The sequence below is a fragment of the Anaerococcus faecalis genome, assembly GCF_013371425.1.
In the GTDB taxonomy this organism is placed as follows: Bacteria; Bacillota; Clostridia; order Tissierellales; family Peptoniphilaceae; genus Anaerococcus; species Anaerococcus porci.
The window spans coordinates 46,268-61,943 of sequence record NZ_JABVBA010000009.1 but is presented as its reverse complement, the minus strand read 5'-3'; the positions used below and the strand labels follow the sequence as shown (position 1 = coordinate 61,943).

At 30.0% G+C, this 15,676-nt stretch carries 15 protein-coding genes and 1 pseudogene; all 16 read left to right on the top strand.

Features of this window, described 5'->3' with window-relative positions; translation table 11 throughout:
* Positions 1-603: 603 nt before the first annotated feature.
* The 16 genes and pseudogenes from HV819_RS11640 (at position 604) to HV819_RS08820 (ending at position 15,574) form a co-directional block, all read left to right on the top strand.
* On the top strand, positions 604-864 hold the full coding sequence (locus tag HV819_RS11640; RefSeq protein ID WP_229771222.1) for a Fic family protein: 261 nt from the start codon (positions 604-606) through the stop codon (positions 862-864).
* A gap of 127 nt (positions 865-991) precedes the next feature.
* Positions 992-1,846: a hypothetical protein gene (locus HV819_RS08885; protein WP_154540906.1), complete on the top strand. Its 855-nt coding sequence runs from the start codon at positions 992-994 to the stop codon at positions 1,844-1,846.
* A gap of 174 nt (positions 1,847-2,020) precedes the next feature.
* Positions 2,021-2,867: pseudogene (locus tag HV819_RS08880) on the top strand (KilA-N domain-containing protein).
* 165 nt (positions 2,868-3,032) lie between these two features.
* Entirely contained in the window at positions 3,033-3,833 is an 801-nt protein-coding gene (locus HV819_RS08875) for a class I SAM-dependent methyltransferase (RefSeq protein ID WP_154540908.1), read from the top strand.
* A 615-nt stretch (positions 3,834-4,448) separates the two neighbouring features.
* Positions 4,449-4,661 (top strand): hypothetical protein, encoded by a 213-nt coding sequence (locus HV819_RS08870; RefSeq protein WP_154540910.1) that lies wholly within the window; start codon positions 4,449-4,451, stop codon positions 4,659-4,661.
* Positions 4,661-4,822 (top strand): type I restriction-modification enzyme R subunit C-terminal domain-containing protein, encoded by a 162-nt coding sequence (locus HV819_RS11905; RefSeq protein ID WP_407926331.1) that lies wholly within the window; start codon positions 4,661-4,663, stop codon positions 4,820-4,822. The genes HV819_RS08870 and HV819_RS11905 overlap by 1 nt, the downstream gene beginning before the upstream one ends.
* Positions 4,823-5,232: 410 nt before the next feature.
* On the top strand, positions 5,233-5,736 hold the full coding sequence (locus HV819_RS08865; RefSeq protein ID WP_154540912.1) for a GNAT family N-acetyltransferase: 504 nt from the start codon (positions 5,233-5,235) through the stop codon (positions 5,734-5,736).
* A complete protein-coding gene (locus tag HV819_RS08860; protein ID WP_154540914.1) occupies positions 5,733-8,315 on the top strand; it encodes an ATP-dependent DNA helicase in 2,583 nt (860 codons plus the stop codon). Before HV819_RS08865 ends, HV819_RS08860 begins: the two co-directional genes overlap by 4 nt.
* 40 nt (positions 8,316-8,355) lie before the next feature.
* On the top strand, positions 8,356-8,670 hold the full coding sequence (locus tag HV819_RS08855; protein ID WP_154540916.1) for a PadR family transcriptional regulator: 315 nt from the start codon (positions 8,356-8,358) through the stop codon (positions 8,668-8,670).
* 1 nt (position 8,671) lies between these two features.
* Entirely contained in the window at positions 8,672-9,373 is a 702-nt protein-coding gene (locus tag HV819_RS08850) for a pseudouridine synthase (protein WP_154540918.1), read from the top strand.
* A 94-nt stretch (positions 9,374-9,467) separates the two neighbouring features.
* A complete protein-coding gene (locus HV819_RS08845; RefSeq protein ID WP_154540920.1) occupies positions 9,468-10,076 on the top strand; it encodes a sugar transferase in 609 nt (202 codons plus the stop codon).
* A gap of 243 nt (positions 10,077-10,319) precedes the next feature.
* Complete coding sequence (locus HV819_RS08840) at positions 10,320-10,892, top strand: glycerol-3-phosphate responsive antiterminator (RefSeq protein ID WP_154540922.1); 573 nt, start codon at positions 10,320-10,322, stop codon at positions 10,890-10,892.
* 11 nt (positions 10,893-10,903) lie between these two features.
* Complete coding sequence (gene glpK, locus HV819_RS08835; RefSeq protein WP_154540924.1) at positions 10,904-12,409, top strand: glycerol kinase GlpK; 1,506 nt, start codon at positions 10,904-10,906, stop codon at positions 12,407-12,409.
* A gap of 117 nt (positions 12,410-12,526) precedes the next feature.
* Positions 12,527-13,948, top strand: coding sequence for an NAD(P)/FAD-dependent oxidoreductase (locus tag HV819_RS08830; protein WP_154540926.1), 1,422 nt, complete (start codon positions 12,527-12,529; stop codon positions 13,946-13,948).
* A gap of 10 nt (positions 13,949-13,958) precedes the next feature.
* Positions 13,959-15,218 carry an NAD(P)/FAD-dependent oxidoreductase gene (locus HV819_RS08825; protein WP_154540927.1) on the top strand — a complete coding sequence of 420 codons (1,260 nt, stop codon included), beginning with the start codon at positions 13,959-13,961 and terminating at the stop codon, positions 15,216-15,218.
* Positions 15,215-15,574 (top strand): DUF1667 domain-containing protein, encoded by a 360-nt coding sequence (locus tag HV819_RS08820; RefSeq protein WP_154540929.1) that lies wholly within the window; start codon positions 15,215-15,217, stop codon positions 15,572-15,574. Before HV819_RS08825 ends, HV819_RS08820 begins: the two co-directional genes overlap by 4 nt.
* Positions 15,575-15,676: the final 102 nt, after the last annotated feature.

Here is a 15,676-nt window from a genome sequence, read left to right as displayed (position 1 = left end):
ATAGAAGAATATGAGTGCTCTTGAAAGAGGAAAAAATTCCAGTTGCTTTTCGTAGAGGCAAACTTTGGTAGATTCCTTCAAGTAAAAAAAATCTAAGATGGATGTTTGAAAAAAGTTGATGATTTACTGTTTAAAATTGAAAAGAATAAAAAGATATTAGATAACAAACGTCCACTAACTTGGGGAAGGCTAGAGGACTAAACGAAGAATTTAAAGTTGAATATACTTTTAACTCTAATGCTATTGAAAGGAATACACTAACCCTAAGAGAAAAAGATATGGTTTTAAGGGGCTGACGATTGACAGAAAACCCTTAAAATATTACCTCGAAGCAATAGGTCACAAAGAAGCTTTTGATTTTGTAAGGTCCTTAGTAAAAGAGAAAGCACAATTAACAGAGAGTATTATTAAGCAAATACATTATTTGATTTTATCAGATAAAAAAGATGATAGAGAAGTTTATTGAACAGTTCCTGCTCGTATAATGAGAGTTAAGGTATAATGAGAGTTAAGTATGAATCAGTGCAACCCTATTTAAGAGAGCCCAAGATGAATGAGTTATTAAATTGATATCAAGAAGCTTCAGAAAATATTGTTTCAAATTTGAATAAATTCCATATTGAATATGAAGCAATTCATCCATTTATAGATGGAAATGTAAGGACTGGAAGATTCTTGGTCAACTTAGAGCTAATTAAAACAGGCTACCCTCCTATTGATATTAAGTTTACTAATAGAGTTTCTTACTATAAAGATTTTAACGAACATCATACTAAAGGAGATTTATCAGATATGGAAAATTTATTTGCTGGTTATTTAATTGAAAGGCCTAAATATTACATTAATATATTAAGTGATGAGTAGATTTAACGCCTGGGTCTCTTGTCATAATTGTGATAATGGCAGATAGTAAGATGGACATTGGCTTTCAATCATTCTACTAGAAAACTAATAAGAGATGGTTCATAATTTATTGGAAAAGGATATTTATATGACTAATGATAAAAAAATTATAGAAGAATTAATAGAATACCAATTAGAAAATACTAAAGTCAATTTGATTCGAGAAAAAGATGGAATTGGTGTATATCGTGTTGAAACACCAGGTCATTCATATGTATTAAAATATTTCTACAATAAAGAATTTCGTAGAGAAATTAGTTATTATCAAACTCTAAAATCCTTGAATATTCCGACAATTCAAGTGTTTGGAAGTACACAATCTTCAATTCTTCTTGAAAATATTAATGGATCATTTGAATTTCGTTTAGGTCAGAAGGAAGATTTTGAAAATAAAAATATTATTAAGGCCTTGGCGAGATGGTATAAACTTCTCCATAAAAATGGTATGAAATATGCTGAGGATAACAATTTATATTCTCAATGGGATTATCTGTCTGAATTAAATTTATATAAGATGGCTAATAAATTTGATTTATCTAATGAAAAATCGTTTATAAACTTTATGAACTTTTATCCTAGAATTTGTGAAAAAATGAGAAATGCTAAGAAGACTCTTATCTATCAGGATTTCTATTATACAAATATGGTGGTTAGCATAGATGAAAGTAAAGCATTTATGTTCGATTATAATATGCTTGGCAAAGGTTCATATATATCGGATATTTTGAATGTTACTTATTGGTTTTCTAAAGAAAACAAACAATTATTCATTGATGAGTATGGTGGCATTGATTACCAATTGTTAAATTTAGAAAAGTTAATTGCGCCATTTATTGCATTGATTATTGCAATGGAAAGAAATGTTTATCTATCCTGGACTCAGGATGCTAAAGATACTATCATAAACAAAGTCGATTCATATTTAGAATACTTTCACAATTAGATTAAGAAACCCGGCTTTTGTGTCATAATAATGATAGAGGAAAATAGTTATGTAAATATAAGGAGTTTAGAGTTTCTACCAAAGTTTAAAACTCAAAAAATAAATAGTTGGTGTGCTGCTTAGGGTAATAATATAATTATTGTAAGGAGTATACCAGTATAAGGAGGAAGTAAGTTGACAAAGATTAGAAAGGAAAAGATTACTGCTAAGGGATTTAGCATTCAAGTTTATACTGAAGACTTTAAGAATGATTATATTAGCTTAACAGATATAGCTAAATATAAAAATAAGCAAGAGTTCAATGTCGTTGTAGCCAATTGTATGAGAAATTATAATACTATGAATATTTAGGGATATGAGAGTAAGTTAAACAATCCAAATTTTAACCCCCTCGAATTCGAGTGGTATTACAAGAAGCAGGTAGCGATGCTTTTACTCTATCACCTCAAAAGTGGCAAAAAACAACAAATGTAATTGGATTATTTGCAAAACTTGGAAGATGCGGAGGAACTTTCGCCCATAAAGATATTGCGTTTAAATTTGCATTTTGGATATCAGCTGAGTTTGAACTATATATAATAAAAGATTATCAGAGATTAAAGGAAGATGAAAATTTAAAATTATCTCTATCATGGAATCTTCATAGAGAAATATTAAAGATAAATTATAAAATTCATACTTATGCAAGCAAAGAATATTTGATAAAAGATTTGACGAATGAACAATTGTCATTTAAATATGCAAGTGAAGCTGATATGTTAAACGTGGCATTATTTAAAAAAATAGCCAGACAGCGGAGAGAAGAAAATCCAAAACTAAAAAGAAACATGAAGGACTATGCAAGCCTTAATGAACTCTTAGTACTTGCCATATGGAGTCATATAATGTGATTTTAATTGAAAAGGGAATTTGTCAAAAAGAAAGAATGATTGAGCTAAGAAACTTGGCTAGAGCACAACTAATTTCTCTAGAAAGGTTAAATAATTTAGAATTAAAGAGTTATCAGAATAGAGAAAATTAAGTATAAAAAATAGATTTGATGAAAATAAATGTATTTATTAATTGTACTAATATTTTATTTAAGATGTAAGAAGTGGACCTTATTTCATAATTATGACAACGGCATATAGTAAAGATGATGAATGGATTTTAGAGTTATCTGCGAAAAATATAAGAGGAATAAAAAATGGATTTTAAAGAAATTTCAAAAATAGATAATGATTTTATTAGAAATGAGAAATTGTATAAATTTTTTGACGAAGAAAAAAGACTATTTAGTAAATCAGGTCAGATTGAAAAAATTACTACCTTAAAAGAAATTTCTAATTATATTAGTCAAGATTCAAAAATTCTAGATGTTGGAGCAGGAACTGGGGTTTACAGTATCCCTTTGGCTGAAAAAGTAAATAAAGTTATTGCTTATGAACCTGCAACTAATAACTATATACAAATAAAAGAAAAAATCAAAAAGAATAATTTGCAGAATATTACAGTTGAAAATAAAAGTTCACTTAATATGGAAGAGCTAAAAGATGAATATTTCGATATAGTCCTGCTATTTGGACCTATGTATCACTTATCAAGCGAAGAAGACAGAGTACATACACTTAGTGAAGCAAAGCGTGTTGTTAAAGCTGGAGGACATATACTAGTATCTTTTATCAACCATGACATGATTCCAATGACAGAAATGGTCTATAATTCAAATTTTTTTGAAACTGAAGGATATAATCCCACAAAGCAAAGACTTATAAATAGACCCTTTATTTTCTTTACATTATCAGAGTGCATTGAAATGCTTGAAAAGGAAAATCTTATAATCATTAGAAAAGTTGCCACAAGTGGATATTCTGAATTATTACAAAATCAGATTAATGATATGAGTAACTTATCTTATGGAAGATATATTGATTGGCACCTTGCTCATTGTGATAAAGAAGAGTTACTAGGAGCAAGTAATCATTATCTTTTTGTTTGCAAAAAGTGAATATAGAATAAAATGCTAAAAGACATAATGTTTAATAACCACCAAAATAAAAAACAATTAAGTTTTTAAGTTTATTGATATTGTTTTAGATTTTTTACCCTGTAGTGACATCTTGTTATTAAAATCTTTGATGAAAAACGAAGTGCTAAGAGATAGCTTATTTACAAAAATTAGAATAATAGATATTTAGAAAATGATAAGTTTGATAGTAAGTACAAGGAATTAGGGGACAATTTTATAATGCAGCTTTATAAGGATGTAAAAAGCTCGATAGAAAGTAATTTAGGATAAAAAATCTTATTGAAGAAGTCACCAAGTTTTCTGATTTTAATTTATGGCCTAGGATAGAAAATAAAGATATAAATGATTTTGATAAAATAGGAAGGATTATTAATCTGCCTGAAAGTCACGAACTTACCCAAAGATTTCATAATTCCATGCTTCAACTTGAATTAGGTTTATTACAAGGCAACTTAAATATAATTGCTATAAAAACTATAAGGCAGACTGCCAAAAACCTATCCAAAAAAGGAAAATATAAAGAAAGGCGATTAAGAAAAATCTTACCTATTAAAAAACATAGAAGACGATAATTTTTGGAAAGATATAGGCCTTATGAAATTTGAAGAAATAAGGCTAGCTCTTAGAGATTTTATGCCTTTAATTGGCCTTAAAGAACAAAAAAGCTACTATTCAAACTTTAAGGATGAATTTATTAGTATAAAAGAAAATGATGTTGAATTTTTTGAAGAAGCTCTTAAAATATATAGGGAAAAAGCTAAGCACTATGTAAAATCAAAAGTAAAGGATGATCGTATCATAAATTAATAATTATAAGATCGATAACAGGATTAAGTCAAGATAGTATAAACAAAGCCTTTGCTGAATTTTATAGAGAAAATAAACTAAACTATGAGCAACAAATGTTTGTAAAAACCATAACCAATTACCTAAAGAAAAATAACTACCTATCTATGGAAGTCTTTTAAAAAGAGTCTTTTAAATCAATAGGCTCTATTACAAAAATTTTTAAAGATAATAAAAAAGAAATTAGAAGCCTACTTAATATTCTAAATAAGCTAAATGAATATGTAGATGTGGTCTAAAAATTAATAAAAGTATATATGAACTAGGAATTAGAACAAAACTAAATATTAAAGCTTCTATATAGCAAAATGAAAGGCTACGAGTTTGAAAACTCATAGTCTTTTTAGTTATAATGTTTTATTGATAGATATCATAAAAATAAAAGTTAGATTTATTTTACTTTGTAATTTCAGTTTACTTATTATGATTATATATTAAGAAATAGTATAACTAATTTAATCCTTGAACTTTTTATTTTATTAAATAAGTATTTTAAAATATTAAATTCATCAAATTAAAGTATAATAAAGCTATGAGAAAAGCAGAATTAAAAGATTTGAAAAATGTAATGGAAATAATTGAAGATGGGAAGCTTTCACTTAAAGAAGACGGGATAGACCAATGGCAAAATGGTCTTCCTAAAATAGATGATATAAGGAAAAATATAGAATCTAATCAAGGCTATGTTTATATAGTAGATGGTGAAATTGTTTCATTTGCTTATCTTAAAGAAGATTATGAAAAGGATTATGAGCCTATTGAAAAAGGCTTCAAAAAACATGATGATTTTTTTACTATACATAGATTAAGTATCAAAAAATGTTCGAAAGGAAAGGGGATTTCTAAGAAGTTTTTGGGCGAAATCATAGCTTTTGCTAAGGATAGAGGGCTTTCATCTGTTAGGATTGATACCCATAGAGATAACTTTAAGATGAAATCTTTGATAAAAAAGTTTGATTTTAAAAAGATTGGGCCATGTTTTGTAGATGATGGAAAGGGAAGAAGCGAAAGAATTGCCTATGAGTTAGTATTATGATAAATAAAAGTCAAGAAATTATAGTGAATGAATCAAAATATCCAGCTTGTGTTATAGCAGGTCCTGGGACTGGAAAGACATTTACTATAGTTAGAAAAATTATATCTTTAATCAAAAATGATGGTCTTGCTCCCAATAGGATTCTTGTTACAAGTTTTACCAAAAAAGCTGCCAATGAGCTTATAGAAAGGGTTGAATCCGAGCTTAAAAAAGAAAATATCAAGGCTGATACTTCCAATATGCTTATAGGGAATTTCCATTCTCTTGCCTTGAATTTTTTAAGAAAATACAAATCCTTTAGTGGGGATATTTTAGAAAAAAGGGTCATTGACCAAGCTATGGAAGGCTATTTACTTGAAAAAAATCTTCATATCTTTAAAAATATTGATGATTTTGACACTTATATTTCCTATAATGAAGTTGGTCAAATTATGGGAATATTTTCCTATATTACCAACAACCTTATAGATTTGAATGCTTTAAGGGAGTCCAATGATAAAAAAGATAGATTAGGTCTTGAAATTTATTTAAAATGGGCGAGTTTTTTGGATGAAAATAAGCTTATTAATTATCAGCTTATCCTTAAAAATTTCTACAATCTTTTAGATGATTTTGAATATGGGAGAAAAATCAGGGATGAGATAGATTTTGTAATAATAGATGAGTATCAAGATACTAATCATATCCAAGAAGAGATAGGGTTTAAACTTTTAAAAGGTAAGAATATCATGGTTTTTGGAGATGATGATCAATCACTTTATGCTTTTAGGGGAGCAAGTCCAGAAAACCTCACAGATTTTAATAAGACTTGCGAGAGAAAGCTTAAGTGCAAGGCCAATTTTTATAGTCTTAATATAAACTACAGATCGAATCAGGAAATTATAGATAAGTCCAAGGATTTTTTATCTCAAAGTGGTGCCTTTGATCAGATTAAAGATCTTAAGGCTTTTGATGAAGAAAATAATCACAATACAGTGGTAAGGGCAAGGGCTTTAAACTATGATAATATACTAAAGATTATAAAAGAGTTAAATAAGGATATTAATTTAAATCAAATAGCCTTTCTTTTTCCAAGCTTAAAACACAAGTATCCAAAAGATCTTCAGTCATTTTTTGAATTTAATAAAATAGGAGTCTTAAACAAGTCATCTAAGCTTTTTTTTAGAAGAGATGAGGTAAGGATTTTGCTTTTTATCCTTCTTTCCATATATTCAAGAAAGCCAAAATCAAAAGAAGGTTCTAATGAAAATAATTATAAAAGAGCACAGGAGACGCGTTTTAAGACCTATCTTATATCTATCTTTGATGATGTGAATTTCAAAAAAGATAAGGATTTAAATTGTTTTATAAGTAATAAAAAAGAAAAAATCAAAGAAAATTTATCTTATACTGATATAATCTATGAATCTTTTAAACTACCTATAGTGAAATCCTACCTTGACCAAGAACTTAAAGGACTAAAGGCTATTCGTAATCTTTCAAATATAGGAAAATTTACTGAGATTATAACTGATTTCATTGATATAAATGGACCTGATATTAACTTTTACCAAAAGTCAGTAGAGCTTTTTTATGGATATATTTTTTATCTCTTTAAAAATGAGCTGGTTCCTGAATTTGAAGATTTTGATACACCAAAAAATGCTATAAATTTTTTAACTATCCACCAATCAAAAGGACTTGAGTATGATGTAGTTTTTGTATCTGGTCTTTATGAGAATCCATCAAGTCCTAAGATGGGTTTTTCTAAAAACATAAGAGATAAAAATGGAAATAATGAGTATAAAAATTTTTTCAGAAAGTACTATACAGCTATGACCAGAGCTAAAAAACTTTTAGTAATTTTAGATAACTCAGAGAATTTTCAAATCAAAAATTTCCAAAAAGGTCTGAATAATTCATCAAATTTATCGACTCTTGACCTTAAATTTGAAAAAGAAGAAGTAAAAAAAGAAATATTAGCATACACAACTGACATTGAAGTTTATAAGTCTTGTCCTTTAAAATACAAATTCATAAGGCTTTTATCTTTTAGAAAAGAAAAAAGCAAGTCTTTAATCTTTGGTTCAAATGTCCATGCTATAGCTGAGTTTTTGACTAATCTTCAAAAGGAGGGCAAGTCATTAGATTTAGTAAATGAATTTATAAAAAATAATAAAATATATCAAAAGCCAATAGAAAATTTTGTAAATAGAGATTTTAATATAAAAGAATCAGAGCTTAACCTAAAGCTTGACAGAGGATTTTATTTACTTCAAGGAAATATTGATGTGGTTTTAGAAGATGGTTCGATTGTTGATATAAAGACGGGAAAAGTAAATGAGAATTATTTAGAAAGATATAAAAACCAACTCCTTACTTACTACAACTTGTTTGTGTATAATAACAAAAAGATAAAAGACTTATACCTTTATTTTATAGAAAGTGATAAGCTTATTAAAGTTAAGAGAGATAACTTTAATATAAGTATGATTGATAATCTTGCTAAAAATATAGTTAAGAGAAATATTGAAGTAAAAACAAGTAATAGAGATGAGTGCAAGTTTTGTCCTATGGCTTACTTTTGTGATAGAGCTTGAAAAAGGACTACTATGTAATACAATATTCTTAGGTGATAATATGGAATCTCAAATGTTAAAAGGAGTTATCGAAGGGGTAATTCTTCAAATAATTAAAAATAAAGAAACATATGGTTATGAGATTGTAGAAAATCTAAGGCTAAATGGTTTTTATAATATGACAGAGTCAACAGTTTATCCAATCCTACAAAGATTATCCAATAAGGGTCTTATCCTTTCATCAAAGGAGAAGTCTAAGCTTGGACCTAAGAGAAAATATCATTATATAACCCCCAAAGGGGAAGAATACTTAGAGGAATTTAAAGAAAGTTTTAGAGAGCTTGAAAGACTAGTTGGAAATATTATAGGAGATTAAGATGATAATGAGAGTAGATAAAATGATTGGAAATGCCAATCTTGATACAAGAAAAAATATAAAAAGAAACGCCAAAAAGGGAGCTCTTCTTATAAATGGAGAAATCATAAAGGATTCATCAACAAAGGTTGATCCTAATGTAGATGAGGTAGTTTATATGGGAGAGTTAGTAGACTATTTTGACAATATTTATATTATGATGAATAAGCGAGAAGGTCTTATTTGTCAATCAAATGAACTTGATGGAACTGTAATGCAAGACTTGGATGATTTTTACCTAAATCTTGATATATCAATAGTCGGAAGACTCGATAAGGATACAACAGGACTTTTATTAATGTCAACTGATGGGAAATTTGTCCATAAGCTTATAAGTCCAAATTCAAATATTTGGAAAAAATATGAGGTTGAAACTTCTAAAAAAATAGATCCTTCTTTAGTTGAAATTTTTAGAAATGGAGTATATATTAAAGAAGATGACTATACAGCAAGAAGTGCTAAACTTGAAATCCTTGATGAAAGAAAAGCCTATGTATATGTAACAGAAGGTAGATTTCACTTAGTTAAAAGGTTATTTTCCAACAACAACAATGAGGTAATAAAGCTTAGAAGACTTGCTATAGGGGATTTAGAACTTGATTCTAGTCTTAATCCTGGACAATATAGAGAACTTAGTAAAGAAGAATTGAATTTATTTATCTAAACAAAAATTCCATAAAAAATAAGTTTAGATTAAAATAAGAATAAATAAGTGGCGCTCTTGAGTAGTGCCTTTACCTTGTAAAAGTGGAGGGTATATGTACGAAAACTACATAAAATTTATTTTGGACAAGATACTGGCAATAATTGCTCTAATACTACTTAGTCCAATAATTTTAATTACAGCCTTAATTATAAAAATAAAAGAGTGGGATTCCCCTGTCCTTTTTATTCAAGAAAGGTCAGGAATTTATAGAAAGCCTTTTAAGTGCTATAAATTTAGGTCTATGTCAACTTCAGCCCCTAAGAATGCATCTACATGGGAGCTTGAAAATCCAGAAAATTATATAACACCATTTGGTGCTTTTATGAGAAAGACTTCCCTTGATGAGCTTCCTCAACTTTTCAATATCCTAAAGGGGGATATGTCCTTTGTAGGGCCTAGACCAGTTATCCTAAAAGAAACTGAATTATTAGACTTAAGAGAAAAGTATGGAGCATGCAAGGTAAAACCAGGTATAACAGGACTTTCTCAAATATCTGGAAGGGATAATCTTCCACCTAGGCAAAAGGCTAAGATGGATGGACTTTATGCTGGAAATGTAAACTTTATTGATGATATGAAGCTATTTTTAAAGACTATTCCTGCTGTTATATTTGGAGAAGGCATAAGAGAGGGAAAAATAAATGATGAAGATTTCAAATAATTAGCCTTTTGGCTTTTAGATACAAATAAAATGTTTTCATAAAGTAAAGATAAATTATTATAAAGAAAATAATAAAAAGATTTTAATATTATAGGACTTCACTTTTTTTCGGAAAATATTGGATTCTTTTCATGAAATTGATTGCATTTATTTTTACATTGTGATATTATTAAAATATAAGAATATTATGGAGAAGCGAGCAGGATTAATAACCGGCTCGCTTTGTGTATTTATGGAGGATAAATGATTGATATAGTTGATTTGCTTTATGAAAATCCTGTGATTATGGCTATTAAAGATAATAAGGATTTAAGAGAGTGCCTAAAAAAAGAAAATAATGGCAACAAAATAGTTTTTGTTCTATATGGAAATATTGAAACTATATCACTTATAGTAGAAAAACTTAAGGATAAGGGAAAAATAGTCCTTGTTCACGAAGACCTTGTAGAAGGACTTTCTTCATCTTACCTTTCATCATCCTTTATTAAAAAATACACAAATGCCGATGGAATTATTACTACAAGATCACAAAATGCATCATATGCTAGAAAAATCGGTCTTATATCTGTTCTTAGGTTTTTTGTCCTAGACTCTCTTTCTTATGAGAATGTCAAAGAAACCATAAAAAAGGCTAATTGTGACCTTATAGAAATACTTCCTGGTATTATGCCAAAAATCTTAGATGATATAGGGAAAAGAACTGCTATTCCAATAATTGCAGGTGGCCTTATTAGAGATAAAAATGATGTTATCGAGGCCTTAAATGTTGATGCTGTAGCTGTATCATCGTCAAATTACAACGTTTGGAAAATGTAAAGGAGATTAGTATGACTAAGTACATAATGGCGCTAGATGCTGGAACAACAAGTAATAGAGCGATTCTTTTTAACAAGAAAGGTGAAATTAAGTCAGTTGCCCAAAAAGAATTTACCCAATTTTTCCCACACCCAGGCTGGGTTGAACATGATGCTACAGAAATTTGGTCAACTCAATTAGGGGTTTGTACAGAAGCTATAGCAAAGCTTGGTATCGATTCTAAAGATATAGAGGCAATTGGTATAACAAACCAAAGAGAAACAACTATAATTTGGGATAAAAAAACTGGAAAGCCAGTCTATAATGCAATCGTTTGGCAATGCAGAAGAACAGCTGATATGGCAGACAAACTTGTAGAAGATGGCTATCGTGAAATGATTCAAAATAAGACAGGCCTTGTAGTGGATCCATATTTTTCAGCAACAAAGATAAGATGGATACTCGATCATATAGAAAATGGGCAAGAAAGAGCTGAAAATGGAGAGCTTTTGTTTGGGACAGTTGACACATGGCTAATCTATAACCTAACTCGTGGAAAAGTTCATGTAACAGACTATACCAATGCTTCAAGAACAATGTTATTTAATATCCATACCCTAGAATGGGATGATGAACTTTTAGAAATGCTAAATATACCTAGGTGCATACTTCCAGAAGTAAAACCATCAAGCTTTGTATATGGTAATACTTTCCCAGGATATTTCAATGGTGAAATTCCTATAGCAGGAATTGCAGGTGACCAACAAGCAGCTTTATTTGGACAAACATGCTTTAACCCTGGAGATGCCAAAAATACTTATGGAACAGGTGCTTTCTTACTTATGAATACGGGAAAAGAAGCAGTAAAAAGTGACAATGGCTTAGTTACAACTATAGCTTGGGGGCTTGAAGAAGGAAAAGTAAGCTATGCCCTAGAAGGTTCAATCTTCGTGGCTGGTTCTGCTATCCAATGGTTAAGAGATCAACTTAGGATAGTTGATGCTGCTGATGATACAGAATATATGGCTACAAAAGTAGATGATACCAACGGATGTTATGTAGTTCCAGCCTTTACAGGACTTGGTGCTCCATACTGGGATCCTTATGCAAGAGGAACAATTGTGGGTATATCAAGGGGAACGAGTAAGTACCATATAGTTAGGGCAACACTTGAATCTCTAGCCTATCTTACAAATGATGTCTTAACAGCTATGGCGAAAGATTCAGGAGAAAGTCTAAAAGAATTAAAAGTAGATGGTGGAGCAAGTGCTAATAATTTCTTAATGCAATTTCAAGCAGATATGATTCAAACCAAGGTAGAAAGACCAGAAACACTTGAAACAACAGCTCTAGGTGCATGCTACTTGGCAGGACTCGCTGTAGGATTTTATAAAAATCTAGATGAGATAAAAGAAAATAGATTAGTAGATAAAGAATTTATTCCAGAAATATCCAAAGAAGAAAGGGATAAGAAGGATAGAAACTGGCAAAGGGCTATGCAAAGAGCTTTTGGATGGGCTAATCATTTTGAAGAATAGTTTACAAAATCTAAAATTTAGAGTATACTACAAATAAGAATAATATACGAAAGAGAAAGCGAGTTAAAGTTAGCCTTACTTTAACTTGCTTTTTTTATTACTTAAAAGGAGAAATAAATGTTTGATGCAATAATTATTGGTGGTGGAGTTACAGGTACATCCATAGCCTACAATTTATCAAAGAAAAAGGGAAAGTTTCTATTAATAGAAAAAAATGAGGACTTATGTACAGAAACATCAAAGGCAAATTCTGGTATCTGCCATGGTGGATATGATGCGAAGCCTGGTTCTATGAAAGCTAAAATGAATGTTTTAGGAAATCATATGATGGAAGAGATTAGTAAGAAACTATCCTTTCCTTATAAAAAAATAGGAACTCTAGTTTTATGCCACAGTGAAGCTGATATGGATAAGCTTCAAAAACTTTATGACCAAGGTATAGAAAATGGTGTTTCTGGTATGAAGATTTTAAATAGGCAAGAAGTTTTAGAGCTTGAGCCAAATGTAACAGATGATGTAGTAGCAGCCTTATTTTGTGAGGAAGCAGGAATTTTAGATCCATTTTTGATGACTATAGCTTTTGGTGAAGTTTCAAATATAAATGGTGTTGATTATGTTTTCAATGAAAAAGTTATAGACACAATAAGAGAAGATGATTATTGGATAGTTAAAACTGAAAAAAATACATATAAGACAAAGACTATTGTAAATGCAGCTGGAATTCATTCTGATGAAATTCATAATAAGGTCTCAGATGAAAAATACGAAATAAGGGCAAGACGTGGTGAGTACTTACTCTTAGACAAAGATTCTAAAGGTTTTGTAAAACATGTTATGTTTAACCTTCCAACTGAAAAAGGTAAGGGAATACTTGTTTCACCAACCATAGATGAAAATACCTTAGTAGGACCTACATCAGACTTTATAGACGATAAGGAAGACAAAAGATCTACTAGAGAGCATATAGAAGAAGTTATAGAAAAATCAAATGATACTGTTAAAAATGTACCGGTAAGAATGGTAATAACATCATTTTCTGGAAACAGGGCACATGAAAAGGGTGAAGACTTTATTCTAAAAGAAAGCCTTGATGGATTCTTTGATTGTATAGGTATAGAATCTCCTGGTCTTACTTCAGCACCAGCTATAGGAGATTATATGGCAAATCTTGTAAGTGAGAAACTAAAATTAGAAGAAAAAGAAAATTTCATTTATGATAGAAAGCCAACACCAAAAACAAGTGAAATGAGCCTAGAAGAGCATGATGCCTTAATCAAAAAAGATAAGAGATATGGAAAGATAATCTGTAGGTGTGAATCCGTCACAGAAGGAGAGATAGTGGATGCTATAAACAGACCACTTGGAGCAAGGACTGTAGATGGAGTTAAAAGAAGAGTTAGAGCTACTGCTGGAAGATGCCAAGGAGGATTCTGCTTACCAAGAGTTATGGAAATTTTAGCAAGAGAACTTGATATACCATATGATAATGTAGTTAAAAATGCTAAGGGTTCATACTATATAAGAGGACATGTAAAGTAAGGAGAAAATAATGAAAGATTATGAATTAGTAATAATAGGTGGAGGTCCTGCAGGACTTGGTGCTGCAGTTAAAGCCTATGATGAAGGAATAAAAAACATACTAGTAGTAGAAAGAGATGAAATGCTTGGGGGAATATTAAACCAATGCATACATAATGGATTCGGTCTACATAGGTTTAAAGAAGAACTTACAGGTCCTGAATATGCCCAAAGATTTATAGATGAAGTTAAAAAAAGAGATATAGACTTACTTTTAAATACCATAGTAGTTGATTTTAGGGAAGATAAGACTATAAGTCTTATGAATGAAGAAAATGGTATGTTTACACTAAAACCAAAGGCAGTTATTCTTGCAATGGGTTGTAGAGAAAGGCCAAGGGGAGCATTAAATATACCGGGAAGCCGTCCGGCAGGGGTATACTCTGCTGGTACAGCTCAAAGAATGATAAACCTAGAAGGATATATGCCAGGGAAAAAAGTGGTGATTTTAGGTTCTGGTGATATAGGATTAATCATGGCAAGAAGGATGACGCTTGAAGGAGCAGAAGTTAAATGTGTTGCAGAAATTATGCCATATTCTGGAGGATTAAAAAGAAATATAGTTCAATGCTTAGATGACTTTAATATTCCTCTTTACTTTAATACAACTATATCCTCTATAGAGGGAGTTGATAGGGTTACAGGTTGTACACTTTCAAAGGTTGATAAAAATATGAAAGTAATACCAGGAACTGAAAAACACTTTGATTGTGATACAATACTTCTTTCAGTAGGACTTCTTCCAGAAAATGAACTTACAAAAGAAGCAAATATAGAAATAGACCCAAAGACTAAAGGGGCAGTTGTATCAGATAGGCTAATGACAAGTGTTGATGGAGTCTTTGCAGCAGGAAATGTCCTTCATGTACATGATTTGGTAGATTATGTTACAGAAGAGAGTGAACTTGCAGGAAAATCAGCAGCAGCCTATATAAAAAATGAATTCAAAAAATCAAAAGAAAAGCCAATTTACCTTAAGGCTGGAGATGGAATATCATACACCCTTCCTCAATATATAAACAAGGATACAATGGCAGATGAAGCCATAATAAGATTTAGGGTAAACAATGTTTATCAAAAAAGAATCCTAAAAATGTTTGTAGATGGTAAGGAAGTAGCCAAAAAAAGAAAACTAGTTTACGCTCCCGGTGAGATGGAAAATCTCATACTTAAAAAGAAAGATCTTGGAGAAGATGCTAGTAATATAGAAATAAAATTGGAGGAAATATGAAAAAAGAATTAACCTGTATAAATTGTCCTCTAGGATGTAATGTGATAGTAACTATGGATGATAAGGGAGAAATACAAGATATCACAGGAAATACTTGCAAAAGAGGAGAAATATATGCAAGAAATGAAGTTAAGAATCCTGTAAGAATGGTAACTTCAACTGTTAAAGTCATTGGAGGAAAACTATATTCTGTTCCAGTAAAAACAAGTGATGCTATAGCAAAAGATAAGATGAAAGAGGCAATGTATGAGATAAACAAGGCAAGTATCAAGGCACCTGTTCATATTGGAGATGTAGTAGTAAATAATATAGCAAATACAGGCATAGACCTTATAGCAACAGCAAATAGAAAATAAAATAAAAATATCAAGACTTCAAACTTTATGTTTGAGGTCTTTTTTTGTGTAAAAAATTAATAAAAACTTTAGTAAATTATTATTCCGAGTTCCTTTAAACAA